The sequence below is a fragment of the Rhodanobacter sp. FDAARGOS 1247 genome (genome assembly GCF_016889805.1).
Classification (GTDB): domain Bacteria; phylum Pseudomonadota; class Gammaproteobacteria; order Xanthomonadales; family Rhodanobacteraceae; genus Rhodanobacter.
On the sequence record NZ_CP069535.1, the window covers coordinates 2,855,661 to 2,870,544 of the forward strand.

Annotated in this window: 15 protein-coding genes; 9 read left to right on the forward strand and 6 right to left on the reverse strand. The window is 67.2% G+C overall.

What is annotated here, in order from left to right:
* Positions 1–64: 64 nt before the first annotated feature.
* The 8 genes from I6J77_RS13060 to I6J77_RS13095 all read left to right on the forward strand — a co-directional run bounded on the left by I6J77_RS13060 (position 65) and on the right by I6J77_RS13095 (position 7,885).
* Positions 65–1,522, forward strand: a complete 1,458-nt coding sequence (locus I6J77_RS13060) for an RNA polymerase factor sigma-54 (RefSeq protein WP_204109317.1) — start codon at positions 65–67, stop codon at positions 1,520–1,522.
* Positions 1,523–1,667: 145 nt separating this feature from the next.
* Entirely contained in the window at positions 1,668–1,991 is a 324-nt protein-coding gene (gene raiA, locus I6J77_RS13065; protein WP_056717044.1) for a ribosome-associated translation inhibitor RaiA, read from the forward strand.
* Between the two features lie 145 nt (positions 1,992–2,136).
* Positions 2,137–3,087, forward strand: a complete 951-nt coding sequence (hprK, locus tag I6J77_RS13070) for an HPr(Ser) kinase/phosphatase (RefSeq protein WP_056767157.1) — start codon at positions 2,137–2,139, stop codon at positions 3,085–3,087.
* A 4-nt stretch (positions 3,088–3,091) separates the two neighbouring features.
* Positions 3,092–3,991 carry an RNase adapter RapZ gene (gene rapZ / locus I6J77_RS13075; RefSeq protein WP_056717040.1) on the forward strand — a complete coding sequence of 300 codons (900 nt, stop codon included), beginning with the start codon at positions 3,092–3,094 and terminating at the stop codon, positions 3,989–3,991.
* A gap of 38 nt (positions 3,992–4,029) precedes the next feature.
* Complete coding sequence (locus I6J77_RS13080; protein WP_007805705.1) at positions 4,030–4,422, forward strand: PTS sugar transporter subunit IIA; 393 nt, start codon at positions 4,030–4,032, stop codon at positions 4,420–4,422.
* A gap of 299 nt (positions 4,423–4,721) precedes the next feature.
* The gene (locus I6J77_RS13085) at positions 4,722–4,991 is read left to right on the forward strand and encodes an HPr family phosphocarrier protein (protein WP_056717038.1); all 270 of its coding nucleotides are present in this window, start codon (positions 4,722–4,724) and stop codon (positions 4,989–4,991) included.
* Between the two features lie 145 nt (positions 4,992–5,136).
* On the forward strand, positions 5,137–6,882 hold the full coding sequence (ptsP, locus tag I6J77_RS13090; protein ID WP_204109318.1) for a phosphoenolpyruvate--protein phosphotransferase: 1,746 nt from the start codon (positions 5,137–5,139) through the stop codon (positions 6,880–6,882).
* Positions 6,883–7,081: 199 nt separating this feature from the next.
* Positions 7,082–7,885: a hypothetical protein gene (locus tag I6J77_RS13095; RefSeq protein ID WP_239308977.1), complete on the forward strand. Its 804-nt coding sequence runs from the start codon at positions 7,082–7,084 to the stop codon at positions 7,883–7,885.
* Between the two features lie 54 nt (positions 7,886–7,939).
* Here the strand turns inward: I6J77_RS13095 and I6J77_RS13100 are convergent, their stop codons facing one another.
* On the reverse strand, positions 7,940–8,851 hold the full coding sequence (locus I6J77_RS13100) for a LysR family transcriptional regulator (RefSeq protein WP_204109319.1): 912 nt from the start codon (positions 8,849–8,851) through the stop codon (positions 7,940–7,942).
* Positions 8,852–8,938: 87 nt separating this feature from the next.
* Here I6J77_RS13100 and I6J77_RS13105 point away from each other — a divergent pair, with 87 nt between their 5' ends.
* Positions 8,939–9,976 (forward strand): YeiH family protein, encoded by a 1,038-nt coding sequence (locus I6J77_RS13105; protein WP_204109320.1) that lies wholly within the window; start codon positions 8,939–8,941, stop codon positions 9,974–9,976.
* Positions 9,977–10,104: 128 nt separating this feature from the next.
* Here I6J77_RS13105 and I6J77_RS13110 read toward each other — a convergent pair whose 3' ends face one another.
* The 5 genes from I6J77_RS13110 to I6J77_RS13130 form a co-directional block, all read right to left on the reverse strand.
* A complete protein-coding gene (locus I6J77_RS13110; protein ID WP_204109321.1) occupies positions 10,105–10,617 on the reverse strand; it encodes a hypothetical protein in 513 nt (170 codons plus the stop codon).
* Positions 10,614–10,928, reverse strand: coding sequence for an EF-hand domain-containing protein (locus I6J77_RS13115; protein WP_204109322.1), 315 nt, complete (start codon positions 10,926–10,928; stop codon positions 10,614–10,616). Before I6J77_RS13115 ends, I6J77_RS13110 begins: the two co-directional genes overlap by 4 nt.
* A 67-nt stretch (positions 10,929–10,995) precedes the next feature.
* Complete coding sequence (gene tsaB, locus I6J77_RS13120; RefSeq protein WP_204109323.1) at positions 10,996–11,688, reverse strand: tRNA (adenosine(37)-N6)-threonylcarbamoyltransferase complex dimerization subunit type 1 TsaB; 693 nt, start codon at positions 11,686–11,688, stop codon at positions 10,996–10,998.
* On the reverse strand, positions 11,685–13,031 hold the full coding sequence (gene creD, locus I6J77_RS13125) for a cell envelope integrity protein CreD (protein ID WP_204109324.1): 1,347 nt from the start codon (positions 13,029–13,031) through the stop codon (positions 11,685–11,687). Before creD ends, tsaB begins: the two co-directional genes overlap by 4 nt.
* A gap of 146 nt (positions 13,032–13,177) precedes the next feature.
* Entirely contained in the window at positions 13,178–14,806 is a 1,629-nt protein-coding gene (locus tag I6J77_RS13130; protein WP_204109325.1) for an ABC-F family ATP-binding cassette domain-containing protein, read from the reverse strand.
* Positions 14,807–14,884: the final 78 nt, after the last annotated feature.

Below are 14,884 nucleotides of genomic sequence, written 5' to 3' on the forward strand. Positions count from 1 at the left end.
AATCTATGGCCGCGCCCGCAGGCTCGGGTTACGATGGCCCGCGTCCCCTTCCGATCCGGCTGGCATGAAACCCGCACTGCAGTTTCGCCTCCACCAGCAGCTGACGCTGACGCCGCAATTGCAGCAGGCGATACGCCTGCTGCAGCTGTCGCAACTGGAGCTGGAGACCGAACTGCGGCAGATCGCCGAAAGCAATCCGCTGCTGGAATTCGCCGAGGAGATCGAGGACGAGGAAGCCCCCGAGGTCAGCGAGGCCGAATTCGACTACCCCAGCGTCGAGGCGGTGGCCACGGCCGGCAGCAACGACGAGGGCGAAAGCAGCGAGTGGGCTGACGGCGGCGGCACGGCGGAAGCGCCCATCGACTTCTCCAGCAGCAGCTCGGGCAGCAGCTCCGGCTCGCGTGGCGACGACGACTTCGAGCCGCAGAGCGTCGCGCCGGAAACGCTGCAGCAACATCTGCTGTGGCAGCTCAACCTCGCCTCGTTCAACCCGCGCCAGCACCTGATCGCCACGGTGCTGATCGATGCGCTGAACCCCGCCGGCTATCTGGCCGAGGGTCTCGATGCGGTCATCGCCGCCCTGCCCGCCGGTTTCGATGCCAGCATGATCGAGATCGAGACCGTGCGCCGCCAGTTGCAGGGATTCGATCCCACCGGCGTGGCCAGCCTCGACCTGCGCGACTGCCTGCGCGTGCAGCTGGAACAGTTCGATGCCGCCACGCCGCAGCGCGAACTGGCGTTGCACATCGTGGACAGCGAACTGGACCTGCTGGCCCGCAACGACATCGCCCGGCTGGCCCGGCGCCTGCGCGCCAGCGAGGACGACGTGGCCGAGGCGGCGGTATTGATCCGCAGCCTGGACCCGCGCCCCGGCGCGGCGCTGGACACCACGCCGGTGGAATACGTGGCGCCGGACGTCTACGCCCTGCGCGACGGCCCCCGCTGGCGGGTCAGCCTGAATGCCGACGCGCAGCCGCGGCTGGGCCTCAACCAGCACTACTGCGGGCTGATCGCCAAGGCGCGCGGCGAGGATGCCAGCTGGATGCGCGGCCAGCTGCAGGAAGCGCGCTGGCTGATCAAGAGCCTGGAATCGCGCGCCGAGACGCTGCTGAAAGTGGCCGACGCGATCGTGCGGCGGCAAAGCGCCTTCCTCGACTACGGCCCCGAGGCGATGCACCCGCTGGTGCTGCGCGAGGTGGCCGAGGAGGTCGGCATGCACGAATCGACCATCTCGCGGGTCACCACGCGCAAGTACCTGCATACGCCACGCGGCACCTTCGAGCTGAAATACTTCTTTTCCAGTGGCGTATCCACCGAGGACGGCGGCAGCGCCTCGGCCACCGCCATCCAGGCCATGCTGCGCAAACTCATCGACGCCGAAGACGTGCGCAAGCCGTTGTCCGACCTCGCCATCACGGAGGAGCTCAAGCGCAAGGGCATCCAGGTTGCCCGTCGCACCGTCGCCAAGTACCGGGAAGGCCTGCGCATTCCCACCTCCAGCGAGCGCCAGCGCGCGGGCTGAACCGCCTCGTCGCGGCGGGAACTTGGTTAACGAAAATTCGCTCCCATACCTGTTACAGAATGACTGACGATGTGTCGGCGCCTGCGGCCCGACGCGTCCACCCCGCCGCGACAACGCGGCACTGCACCACCAGAGGAGGCGACCCATGCAATTCCAACTCAGCGGCCAGCAGATTGAAGTCACCCCGGCCTTGCGCGAACACGCCACGGCCAAGCTCGACCGCCTCACTCGCCTCGACGACAAGCTGATGAGCCTCGCGATCGTGCTTTCGGTCGACAAGCTGCAGCAGCGCGCCGATGGCACGCTCAATGCGGTCGGCGCCACGTTGCATGCCGAGGCCACCGAGGCCGACATGTATGCCTCGATCGACGTGCTGTTCGACAAGCTGGTCGCCCAGTTGCGCAAGCACCGCGAGAAAGTGGCCGACAAGCATCAACGCGAAGCGCGCGAGGAGCGCCAGTACGGCTGATCCCGTCGCTTGAACGCCACCCGGAACGGCCCGCCACGTGCGGGCCGTTTCCTTTTCTGAACACGTACCACCGTCCAAGCTGGCACAATGGCCGCGTCGCCGCGAAGCCCCGCCGGGCAACGACACGCGGCGCAGAGGACTGAGCTTGGACCGGATCAGCGCGCGACAACTCTACGATGGTGTCCACGAACGCATGGCCCTGCGCTGGGTGTCGGGCATGCGTGGCGAATCGCGCGTGCTGGAGCCGGGCGTGGCGCAGTCGCGGCGGCCTTCGCTGATCGGCTACCTCAACGTGATCTACCCGAACAAGGTGCAGATCATCGGCTCGGAGGAGCTGAACTTCCTCGACGGGCTGGACTCGCGCCAGCGCTGGGAGGTGATGCACAAGATCGCCGCCTACCAGCCGGTGGCCCTGATCGTGACCAAGGACCAGCCGATCCCCGCCGACCTGCGCGAGGTCGCCGAGGAAACCGGCACGCCGCTGTGGACCAGTTCCAAGCGCGGCCACGAACTGCTGACCTACCTGCAATACCACCTGGCGCGCATGCTGGCGGCGAAGATCACCCTGCATGGCGTGTTCATGGAGGTTTTCTCGATCGGCGTGCTGATCACCGGCGAAGCCGGCTCGGGCAAGAGCGAGCTGGCGCTGGAACTGATCAGCCGCGGCCACCGGCTGGTCGCCGATGACGCCACCGAATTCACCCTGATCGCGCCGGACGTGATCGACGGCACCTGCCCCGAGCTGCTGCAGGACCTGCTGGAAGTGCGTGGCCTGGGCGTGCTCAACGTGCGCGAGATGTTCGGCCACATGTCGGTAAAGCCGTCCAAATACCTGCGCCTGGTGGTCCACCTGAAGCCGCTGCGCGACGGCGAGGACATCGACGCGCTGACCCGTCTGACCGGCGACATCGGCCATCGCGAGGTGTTCGACGTGCAGGTGCCGATGATCACCCTGCCGGTCGCCTCCGGCCGCAACCTCGCCGTGCTGGTCGAGGCCGCCGTGCGCAGCCATGCGCTCAAGAGCAAGGGCATCGATCCGGCGCAGACCTTCATTGACCGCCAGGCGCACCAGCTGCGCCGGCTGCCGCCATGGTGAACGCATGAACGGAAACACGCCCCTGCTCGACCTGCAGGTCGACCCCAGCGAGATCCACCTGATCGTGCTCACCGGCATGTCCGGCGGCGGCAAGACGGTGGCGCTGCGCGCGATGGAGGACCTGGAGTTCTACTGCGTCGACAACCTGCCATCGGCCCTGCTGCCGCAGCTGGTCAACGCGGTGATCCAGGGCAACAGCAAGCACCGGCGCATCGCGGTGGGCGTGGACGTGCGCAATCGCGGCACCGACTTCGCCCACATGCCGACCGTGCTGTCCGAGCTGGCCGCCGCCGGCGTGCAGGTGCACCTGGTGTTCCTGGACTGCCGCGACGAGGTGCTGATCAAGCGCTACTCGGAAACCCGCCGCCGCCATCCGTTGGCCACCCGCGGCGTGTCGCTGGCCGACGCGATCGTCGAGGAGCGCCGGCTGCTGCGCCCACTGATGGCTATCGCCGAGAAGGTGATCGACTCCAGCGAACTCAACGTGCATCAGTTGCGTCGCCTGGTGGCCACCGGCTACGCCCAGGCCACCGAGGGACTGACCCTGATGTTCCAGTCGTTCGCCTTCAAGCGCGGCCTGCCACTGGACGCCGATTTCGTGTTCGACGCGCGCTGCCTGCCCAATCCGCACTGGCAGGCCCACCTGCGTCCGCTGTCGGGCAAGGACGCGCCGGTGCGCGAGTTCCTCGAAGCCGAACCCCTGGTCGGCGAATACTTCGCCGACACCGCGCGCTGGCTGGATGCCTGGCTGCCCCGCTTCGAACAGGACGACCGCAGCTACGTGACCATCTCGATCGGCTGCACCGGCGGCCGGCATCGTTCGGTCTACCTGGTCGAAAAGCTGGCCGCCTATTATCGTGACCGCCGCGAGGGCGTGCTCGCCTTCCATCGCGAGCTGGAGTGAACCGGCATGACTTCGGCAACCCGCAGGAAACAGCAGCCATGAGCGTGGGCGTGCTGCTGATGACCCACGAAGCGGTTGGTCACGCGATCATCTCGGCCGCGCACCACGTGATGCCGAAGCTGCCCTTGCGGGTGGACGCGGTGGAGGTGCCGCCCAATGCCGATCCCGACGTGATGCGCACGCTCACCGCGCATCACGCCCGCGAACTCGACCACGGCGATGGCGTGCTGATCCTTGCCGACCTGTACGGCGCCACGCCGTGCAACATCGGGCTGTCGCTGGGTGCGCTGGGCGTGCGCCTGCGCTGCGTCTCCGGGCTCAACCTGCCGATGTTGCTGCGCGTACTCAACTATGCGGAAAAACCGCTGGACGAACTGGCCGAGATCGCGGCCAGCGGTGGCCGCGGGGGAATTTTCATCGACCATGCCTGACCTCAAGGATGCCCTGATCCATTCCACGCAGGCGTCACCGGCTCTGTCTGCCCGCAGGTTCGCGGTGCGTCGACGAAGCCAGGCCGGCCGCCTGTCGAGGAGGCGCGCCGCGGAGATGCGGGCAGACAGAGCCGGCCCCCACCGGCTGACAAATAATGACGGGGTGATGTCCAGAAGGCCCGCAGCCGGCAGCGCGCGGCTTGCCAAGGCGGCCGGCCTTGGCTGCGCCACGCGCCACCATCTGCGAACCTTCTGGACATCATGCCGCCTGTGCGGAATGGATCAGGGCATCCTTTCTCATGCTTGAACAAGAAGTCGTCATCTCCAACAAACTCGGGCTGCACGCCCGCGCCTCGGCCAAGCTGGTGCAGCTGGTGCAGGGCTTCAAGTCCACCGTGTGGCTGATCAGCAAGGGCCGCGAGGTCAACGCCCAGAGCATCATGGGCGTGATGATGCTGGCCGCCGGCCTGGGCAGTCCGCTGACCATCCGCGCCGAAGGCCCCGACGAGGAACCTGCGCTCGCCGCCGTGGTCGAGCTGTTCGAGCGCAAGTTCGACGAGGGGGCGTAGTGATGCAGGGAATCGGGAATCTGGAACCGGGAATCGGCAAAGCCGACTGCACCAGGTTGACGGTACATCGCCGGCCTGCGCGCGCCCTGCTCCTGACCATTCTCCATTCCCCATTGCCCATTCCCGACTCCGCAAGGAGCCAAGCGTGAGACACATCCTTCCCGGCACCGTCGCCGCCCACGGCATGGCGCTTGGCCGTGCGCGGCTGGTGCAGCCCAGTCGTTACGCGGTCGACAACCGTCCGCTGGGCGAGGACGAGATCGAGGGCGAGCTGGAACACCTGCACCGCGCACTCGACACGGCGCGGCAGGAACTGCGCGAACTGCGCAACCGGCTGCACGGCGCGCTGGCCCGCGAGGTCAACGAATTCATCGACGCGCACAGCCTGCTGCTGGACGACGCCGAACTGCTGCGCGGGCTGGACGACCTGGTCCGGATCGGCCACTACCGCGCCGGCGCCGCGCTGAAGAAGCAGCGCGATCGCCTGTCCGCCGTGTTCGAGGCGATGGACGACCCCTACCTGCGCAGCCGCAAGGAAGACGTCGAGCAGGTGATCAACCGGGTGATCTCGGCGCTGCAGCGGCAGACCAGCCCGGAAGAGCGCAAGCTGGCCGCCCGCGTGGGCGAAATCCTGGTGGCCGATTCGATCGCGCCGGGCGACATGGCGCAGCTGGCCGGCAACGGCCTGCTCGGCGTGGTCGCCAGTTCCGGCAGCGCCTATTCGCACAGCGCCATCCTGGCGCGCAGCCTGGGCCTGCCGATGCTGGTGGGCACCCGCGATGCGCTGTCCAACATCCACGACGACGACCTGATCCTGCTCGACGCCGAACGGGGCGAGGCGATCGTCCATCCGACCGCGCAGGACCTGTCGCGCTACCGCGCCTGGCAGCGCGAGGCGGCCATCGAGGGGCGCCGCCTGGCCAAGCTGGCCAACGCGCCCACCCGCACCCGCGACGGCGTCGAGATCGCCCTGCTGGCCAACGCCGAAACGCCATCGGACGTGGCCATGGCCCGCGCCCGCGGCGCCGACGGCGTGGGCCTGTACCGCACCGAATTCCTGTTCCTCAAGCACAAGGGCCTGCCCTCGGAAGACGAACAGTTCATCGCCTATCGCGACCTGGTGATGGGCATGGGCGGCCTGCCCGTCACCATCCGCACGCTGGACCTGGGCGCCGACAAGGCCGACGCCGCCGGGCTCAGCCTGCGCGGCGAGGACAACCCCGCGCTGGGCGTGCGCGGCGTACGCCTGTCGCTGCGCTATCCCGCGGTGTTCACCACGCAGATCCGCGCGATCCTGCGCGCGGCCTGCTACGGCCCGGTGCGCGTGCTGGTGCCGATGGTGACCCAGCCCGACGAACTGATCGCGGTGCGCACGCTGTTCAAGCTGGCGCGCCAGGACCTGAAGCGCGAGAACATCGACCTGCCCGAGAAACTGCCGCTGGGCGCGATGATCGAGGTGCCGGCGGCGGCGATCAACGTGCGTGCCCTGCTGGAGCACGCCGACTTCCTCGCCATCGGCACCAACGACCTGGCCCAGTACGTGCTGGCCGCCGACCGCGGCAACGACGCGCTGGAGAACATCTACAACCCGCTGCAACCGGCGCTGCTGCGACTGATCTCGCACGTGCTCGGCGCCGGCCGCCGCGCGAAGAAGCCGGTCAGCCTGTGCGGCGAGATCGCCGGCGACGTGAACTTCACCGCGCTGCTGCTGTTGCTGGGCCTCAACGAATTCAGCATGCACCCGGCGCAGATCCTGCAGGTGCGCGACCGCCTGGCCACGCTCGACCACGCCGACCTGCGCCGCCACGCCGCGCAGCTGCTGCGCGCGCCTACGCACGAGCAGGTCGAAGCCCTGTTGAACGACGTCGTGGGCGCGACGGCTCACCACTGAGAGGCTCGCCGCGCGCAGGCGCCGCGAAACCGGCCCGGCCACGCAATTTGTCACGAATTGTTTCGGTGCGCTTTACATGTCCCGGCGCACTGTCGCCGGTCAGGGGAAACCAGCCGCATGCATGCCCAGACCGTCCGGAACGCCGGCACGGCAGCGGTGCATGCTGATCGGCCGATCGACGGCCATGGAGAACGTCATCATGAACAAACCACGTTTTGCCGGATTGCTGACCGCGCTGCTGGGGGTATGCCTGATACCCCCGCTGGCCATGGCGCAGAGCGCCATCGAGGGCACCTGGAAGATCGACCTGAAGCGGATGCAGATGCCGAAGAAGCCCGATGTCCTGCTGCTGCAGGACGGCATGTACCAGTGCAAGACCTGCGTCCCGCCCGTCAGCGTCAAGGCCGACGGCACCGACCAGCCCGTTACCGGCCATCCGTATTACGACATGTTGGCGGTCAAGGTCATTGACGACCACACGATCCAGGAGACCGAGAAGAAGGACGGCAAGGTCATCTCGACGTCCACCACCACCGTCGCCGATGACGGCAAGACCGCCAGCTTCAACTTCACCGAAAACAACAACAACAATGCCGATCCCATCACCGGCCAGGGAAGCATGACCCGCGTGGCCAAGGGTCCGGCCGGGTCGCACGCGATATCCGGCTCGTGGCGCACATCCGGTTACGGCGACGTCTCGGACAATGCGCTCACCCGCACGTACAAGGTTGAAGGCGACAGCCTCAGCATGAGCGCGCCGACCGGCGAGTCCTACACCGCGAAGATGGACGGCAGCGATGCCCCGTACAACGGCGACCCGGGCACGACCAGCGTCTCGGTGGTGAAGCTCGGCAAGCATGTCGTGCAGGAAACCAGCAAGCGCGACGGCAAAGTGGTCAGCGTCGCGAAGATGACCATTTCGGCCGACGGCAAGAGCATGACGATCGCGATCAACGACAAGCTGCACGGCTCGAACATGTCGTTTGTGGCGATGAAGCAGTAGGACCGGCGGCAGGCCACACCTGGCTTCCGCTGCGCAACCGTCGACGGCCGCGGCTCAGCGTCGGCGGTTGCCACCTTGGCCGTGATCGGGATCGACTTCGTCGAGGAAGGCATCCAGCAACGCGCCGCGATACTTCTGCCGGTGCAACAACAGCGAAAGCTTGCGCCGCAGGTCGAGGAACGGCGTCTTCAGCGCCTTCAGCCGTCCGGTCGCCAGGGCATCGGTGACCGCCACCGAAGGCAGGCAGGCGATGCCCAGGCCGGCGACCACGGCCTGCTTGATCGCCTCGATCTGGTCCAGCTCCAGCACCGTCTCGCCCGGCGGCAGCTGTGACAGCACCCGCTCGCTGGTGGCGCGCGTGGCCGAACCCGGCTCGCGCAACACCCAGCGGGCACCGGCGAAATCGGCGGGTTTCAAGCCCCGCTTGCGCGCCAGCGGATGCTCCGGCGGCGCGCACACCACCAGCGAATCGTCGCGCCACGGTCGCACTTCCAGCAATGGATGGGCCACCGGCCCCTCGACGCAGCTGATGTCCAGGCTGTGCTCCAGCATGCCTGCGGTGATCGTCTCGGTGTTGGCCACGCGCAGCCGGATCGCCACCTGCGAATGCGCGCGCACGAAGCCGCCCAGCAATTCGCCGACCAGGTAATTGCCCACCGTGTTGCTGGCGCCGATGCGCAGCTCGCCGCCCAGTTCGGCACCGTCCTCGCGGCCGCGGCGACCGAACTCGGCGTGTCGCTCCAGCAGCTCCTGCGCCAGCGGCAACAACTCGCGGCCACGGGCGTTGAGGTGCAAGCGGCCGCGCTCGCGGTCGAACACCGGCCCGTCCAGCTGTCGCTCCATCTCGGCCAGCGCCATGCTGGCCGCCGGCTGGGTCAGGTGCAGTCGTTCGGCCGCGGCACGCACGCTGCCGAGCAGCGCGATCTGCACGAACACGTCCATCTGTCGCGGGCTGATGTTGATCATCAGCGGAGTTTATACGACCAATCACATATTCCAAGTTCTGGTTATGGACTGCACGGCGGACAATGGCCGCCATTCCAGGAGTCCAGCATGTCCGCCCCCGCTTCCGTCGCCACGCCCAACCCCTTGCTGCAACGCGCGCCCGGCTTGTTGCTGGCGGTGGCGATCGCGCTGCTGGCCTGGTTGCTGGGCCGCTGGGCGCCGCTGATCGGCGGGCCGGTGATCGGCATCGTGCTGGGCATCGTGGTCGGCAACACGTTGCCGCTGGGCGCGCGTTACGCGCCGGGCATCGCCTTCGCCGGCAAGAAGGTGCTGCAGTGGTCGATCATCGCGCTGGGCTTCGGGCTCAGCCTGGACCAGGTGGCGAAGACCGGCCTGGAGTCGCTCTCGGTCACCCTGATCACGATGACGATGGCCTTCCTTTCCGCCTGGGCGCTGGGCCGCTGGCTCGGCGTGCACGACAAGCTGATGGTGCTGATCGGCGTGGGCACCGCGATCTGCGGCGGCTCGGCGATCGCCGCGGTGACGCCGATCATCCGTCCCGACGACCACGACACCGCCTTCGCGATCTCCACCATCTTCCTGTTCAACGTGATCGCCGTGTTGCTGTTCCCCCTGCTCGGCCACCTGATGCATCTGTCCGACCTCGGTTTCGGCCTGTGGGCCGGCACCGCGATCAACGACACCTCGTCGGTGGTCGCCGCCGGCTACAGCTACAGCCACGCCGCCGGCGACTACGCCACCATCGTCAAGCTGACCCGCGCCACCCTGATCATCCCGATCTGCCTGGTGCTGGCCTTCGTGGTCGCCACCCGCGAGAAGCGCAAGCACGCCGAAGCCGGCAGCGGCGGACATTTCAGCCTGGCCAGCATCTTCCCGTGGTTCATCCTGTGGTTCCTGGTCGCCTCGGCGCTGCGCACCGCCGGCCTGATTCCCGTGGCCATCCAGCCGTCCATTCACCTGCTCGCCGAATTCCTGATCATCGTGGCGCTCACCGCGATCGGCCTGTCCGCCAACCTGCGCAAGATGATCTCCAGCGGCCCCCGCCCGATCCTGCTCGGCCTGGGCGTGTGGATCGCGGTGGCGGTGAGCAGCTTGCTGGTGCAGTTCGTGATCGGGCAGCTCTGATCTCCCACCTTTCGCCGGACCCTATCCCGCTTATGGCGCGGATCCGTGCCACAGGGATGATGCCTCAAAGCAACTGGAAGAATTCAAGCGTGACGCCGGGGTCGGAAGCAGCCATTTCACCCGAATGTCTAACGCGGTGCTCCCGCCACCACCGAGTCGAGCTTCGGTGGCGTCGAACGCCAATCAATGGAAGCCTTGAGATTGCATGTCGTCAAGGCATGCATGATGGACGCCGCACTCGCGAAGTGTGGCAAGCCTCTGCCTACGGAAAGGTAAATGTACACATTGGGATAGGCGTCACCCGAATGGGATCGTTTTATTCCAACGTAGCTGTCCTTGTCCTTTACGAGGACAACCTCGCCATGGCGCCAGCGCTCGATTTCGTTGCGGGGTACTTCTTGGTCCGGCCCCAGAATGGTGATCTGGAACTGCCCGACAACGCGCCCTTCGTAGATGAGACTCGCAAACTCCACGTCTACGGGCCCATCGACCTCGATATTGAAATCGTCCAGTCCTGCGAGACAGATTCCCTCGCTTGCAGATACCGGCCTGAGGCTGGCTGCATGACAACACTGCGAGCCTATGAACAGAAGGGATGCCAGAAGCAACGCCCACGGCCTGATTTCGCCGCCCTCACTCACTTCGACGAAGCAGGCATCGGCTGGCGCTGCATCAGCCAGTTCCTGATGAAGGCGTGGACGTCGTCCTTCGATACCAGGCCGCGCCTGGCGGCATCGATGCCGTCGAAGTTGCTGACGATGAAGCCGACATGCCCGGCTTGCGCCTCTTGCTTGCTGAGCAGGCCATCGTGATTCCTGTCAGCGGCGTCGAAGTTCCGATCCAGCTTGTCCACCGTGGCGACAATGCCGCCGAACCCGCTTTGCGCGGAGGACGCCACGGGCGCGCCGATGCAGAAGCCGAACACGGACAGGATGAGCATCATGCGAAGCATCGCGATCTCCCTCGGAAACGTTGGAAAGCAGGATAACGCACGCTGGCCGCACGCACGACCGTGCGGCTCAGGCCTTGCCCTGCTCCACCAACGTCAACGCCACCTTGTCGCGCAGATACACCGGCAAGGCCAGCTCGGGCGCCTGTGCATGGCCAGCCGCAAACTCGCGCATGGCCAGTTCGGCGACGTGCGCAGCTTGCGGGTAGCAATGGCCATCGGCCGAATGCAGGGTGCCAGTAAGGCGCTGGCTCAGCACGGTGGCGTAGGTGGCCCAGCCGCTGCCGACCACCTGCCAGGCATCCGCTTCAGGCAACACCAGGGTATCGGCGGTGCAGATGCGTTCGTCGTCCAGCGCGACCAGGCCGCCGTTGTCGTCGCGGCGGTAGCAGGCAGCGTAGATTTCGCCCATCCTCGCGTCGATCACCGCGAGGATGGCGGTGCCTTCCTCCTCCGGCGCCTCCAGCGCCAGCGCGGCGAGCGAGGAGACGGTGATCACCGGCAGGTCCAGCGCCAGCGCCATGCCCTGCGCCAGCGACACGCCCAGGCGCACGCCGGTGAACGCGCCGGGGCCGCGGCCCACGGCGATCGCATCGAGCGCGTGGCGGCCGATGCCGGCTTCGGCCAGCAGTTCGTCGGCCATCGGCAACACCAGTTCGGTGTGCCGGCGCGGCGCGATTTCGCTGCGGGCGATCAGCTCGTCGCCGTGGATCAGGGCGACGGAGCAGGCTTCGGTGGCGGTTTCGATCGCGAGCAGATTCATGATTGTCCCATGATAGCCGCTGGCGGCTCGGTCGAGGTCGGTACGTACGCATACCAGTCGATGCGGCGGGTCAGGTACATCATCAGCGCGACCATCGCCAGCAGCACCAGGGCGCCGATCAGCAGCGCGTACTGCTCGGCCGCGATCAGCCCGTACAGCATCGCGTAGATCAGCCCCAGCACGCCGCCCAGCAGCAGGCAGGCGCGCCGTGCATGCAGCACCGCCATCGCATAGCCACCGACCAGCACGACCACCGCGGCCGCCGCCAGTGCGTAGGCCAGACCGAAACCGATCTGCTCGGACAACGCCAGCAGCACCACGTAGAACGTGGCCAGCGCCGCGCCGACCAGCAGGTATTGCACCGGGTGCACGCGCAGCCGCTTGAGCACCTCGAACAGGAAGAACGCCACGAAGGTCATCGCGATGAACAGCAGGCCGTACTTCCCCGCGCGCACGTTGCGCTGGTACACGTCGACCGGCTGGTACAGCTGCACGCCGAAGGTCGACGCCTGCAGCGCGGCCTTCATGTCGTCGCCTTCCGTCCAGTGCTGGCCGTAGCTGCGATTGAGATCCAGCAGGTGCCAGTGGGCGCTGAAGCCGCTGGCATCGATCGCGTGTTCCAGCGGCAGCGCGGCACCGATGAAGCTGGGGTCGCTCCACGGCGCGCGCATGGTCACGTCGGTGCCACGCGCCAGCGGCAGCATCTGCAGCGCCTCGGTGCCAGCCAGCTTCAGGCTGATCTGCACGTCGATCGGCTGGTCGCCCAGCACGTCGAGGTCGATCGGCACCACCACGTTCGGCCATCCGCCCAGGCGATCGGCCGACGATTCGAAACGGGCCGGCTGACCGTTGACCCGCAGGTCGGAAATTTCCTGCAGCCCCCGCAAGTCACCGATCGGCAGCCGCAGCTCGGCCTTGCCGCCCTGCCATGGCGCGTCGCTGGCATGGCGATACTGGGCAATGTCCTGCGCCCGGAATTGCGCGCCGAGCTTCACCGTGGCGACGAATACCGGGGCGGTGTAGATGCCATAACTGCGCGTGGTCACAGCCATCGCCACGTCCAGCTTCAGCGCGTCGGCCAGCATGCTTTCGCTGCCCGCCTGCCAGCGCGGCGTCGCCTGACCTTCCGCCGCCACCTGACGCAACGTGGGCACCACCAGCACCGGCCCGCCCAACACCTGCTTGCCGCCCCAGCCTTGCGCGATCTGGCTGATCGCATCGGTGCGCAATTGCTGCCGCTCGCCCACCAGCCCGCGTACCTGCATCAGCGGTATCGTCATCAGCAAGGCCAGCACCCCGACGCCAAGCACCTTGGCGGTTACCGTCTGTGTCCAAGCAATCATGCGTCCACACTCCCCGGATGGAGCGTGCATCAGAGCAGACGCAACGGGCCGCAACGCGTCGCAAACAGGCCGTTCGGGGGCACGGGCATGACATCCACAAGGCAGTGGGGGATCGCGGATTTACCGACAGGCAGGCTGGTTGGGTGTCACCGCTGAAGATCCTCCACCCACCGACCATCCACGAGCTCGACCCACCGGGTGATGCCGATCCCGGCCAGGAAGGCAGGATCATGACTGACCACGACCAGGGCTCCTTCGTACGCGCGCAACGCCTGCGCCAGCAAATCGACGCCGGGAAGATCGAGGTTGTTGGTCGGCTCGTCCAGCAACAGCAATTGCGGCGCCGGCGTGGCGTGCAGCACGCAGGCCAGCACCGCACGCAGTCGTTCGCCGCCGGACAGCACGCTGGCGGGAAGGTCCATCCGATCGCCCTGGAACTGCAACCGCGCCAGCAGGTTTGCACGTTGCTGCGCGGGCATGTCCGGGGCGGCGAGCGCAAGGTTCTCGCTGACCGTACGGTCCGGATCGAGCAGCTCCAGCCGCTGCGACAAGTAGGCGACCCGACCCGCGCCATGCCGCACGTCGCCATGGCCTGGCCTGCACTCGCCCGCGATCACTCGCAGCAGGGTGGTCTTGCCCGCACCGTTGGCACCACGCAACGCAATGCGTTGCGGACCGTGGATGGTGAAGCTCAGGCCGTGCCTGCCAAAAAGATCGCGACCGCCCTGCTCCACCCGCAAGCCCTCGGCCGAAAACAGCAACCGATCGACCGCCACCCGCGTAGCCGGCAATGAAAAATCCGGCACCGCCGCTTCGTTCAGTGCCTGCCTTGCTTCGTGCAGGCGCGAGCCCGCCTGTTCCATCCGCGTGGCATGGGTCGCGTCGGCCTTTGCCGCGGAAGCCTGCGCCGCGCTTCTGCGATTGCCGGCCACGATCCGCGGCAGCCCGGCGTCGGCCAGGTTGCGCGAGGCGTTGCCCGACCGGCGCGCGGCGCGTTCGCGGGCCTGCTGCATGTCGCGCTTCTCCCGCTTCCATTCGCTGCGCAGGTTGCGCACCAGCTGTTCGGTCGCGCGCTGTTCGGCTGCCAGCGCTTCGCGATAGAACGCGAAACCACCGCCGTACAAGCACAACGCGGACGGCGTCAGTTCGGCGATCTGATCCATCCGCTCAAGCAATTCCCGATCATGGCTGGCGATCAGCAGACAGCCCTTCCATTCCTGCAGCACGGCATAAAGCCGCAAGCGCGCAGCGTGGTCGAGATTGTTGGTGGGCTCGTCCAGCAGCAGTACATCCGGACGCCGCAACAGCTGCGCCGCCAGACCCAGCGACATCGCCTCGCCGCCGCTGAAGGTATCGAGGCGGCGCTCCAACGCCACGTCAGCCAGACCCAGCCGCGCGAGCGCCGCCATGCTGCGCTCGCGCACATGCCAGTCGCCATCGACCGCATCGAAGTGCGCGGAATCGACCTTGCCGTCGGCGATCGCATCCAGCGCCTGCAACCTGGCCGCGATGCCCAGCACCTCGGCCACCGTGGCCTCGCCATCCAGCGGCAGGTTTTGCGGCAGATACCCGACGACACCGTCGATCGCCACCTGACCGGACAGCGGTGACAGCTCGCCCGCCAGCAGTTTCAGCAGGCTGCTCTTGCCCGCACCGTTGGGCGCGACCAGGCCGGTGCGAACCGGCCCCAGCGCGAACGAAAGACCATCCAGCACCGGCGTGCCGTCGGGCCACGAGAAAACGAGATTGGCGACGCGAATGCGTGCATCCGACATGGGGACTCTCCATGACAGCACGCGGGCAGCTGCTGCCCGCGGCAATGAACCAGGAGGATGCCGACTCGCCGCGCCTGA

Bases quoted from the DNA above. Each gene is read 5' to 3' on its own strand.
- I6J77_RS13060 (WP_204109317.1), top strand. From the start codon at position 65: ATGAAACCCGCACTGCAGTTTCGCCTCCACCAGCAGCTGACGCTGACG.
- raiA (WP_056717044.1), top strand. From the start codon at position 1,668: ATGCAATTCCAACTCAGCGGCCAGCAGATTGAAGTCACCCCGGCCTTG.
- rapZ (WP_056717040.1), top strand. From the start codon at position 3,092: ATGAACGGAAACACGCCCCTGCTCGACCTGCAGGTCGACCCCAGCGAG.
- I6J77_RS13080 (WP_007805705.1), top strand. From the start codon at position 4,030: ATGAGCGTGGGCGTGCTGCTGATGACCCACGAAGCGGTTGGTCACGCG.
- I6J77_RS13085 (WP_056717038.1), top strand. From the start codon at position 4,722: ATGCTTGAACAAGAAGTCGTCATCTCCAACAAACTCGGGCTGCACGCC.
- I6J77_RS13095 (WP_239308977.1), top strand. From the start codon at position 7,082: ATGAACAAACCACGTTTTGCCGGATTGCTGACCGCGCTGCTGGGGGTA.
- I6J77_RS13100 (WP_204109319.1), bottom strand. From the start codon at position 8,851: ATGATCAACATCAGCCCGCGACAGATGGACGTGTTCGTGCAGATCGCG.
- I6J77_RS13105 (WP_204109320.1), top strand. From the start codon at position 8,939: ATGTCCGCCCCCGCTTCCGTCGCCACGCCCAACCCCTTGCTGCAACGC.
- I6J77_RS13115 (WP_204109322.1), bottom strand. From the start codon at position 10,928: ATGCTTCGCATGATGCTCATCCTGTCCGTGTTCGGCTTCTGCATCGGC.
- tsaB (WP_204109323.1), bottom strand. From the start codon at position 11,688: ATGAATCTGCTCGCGATCGAAACCGCCACCGAAGCCTGCTCCGTCGCC.
- creD (WP_204109324.1), bottom strand. From the start codon at position 13,031: ATGATTGCTTGGACACAGACGGTAACCGCCAAGGTGCTTGGCGTCGGG.
- I6J77_RS13130 (WP_204109325.1), bottom strand. From the start codon at position 14,806: ATGTCGGATGCACGCATTCGCGTCGCCAATCTCGTTTTCTCGTGGCCC.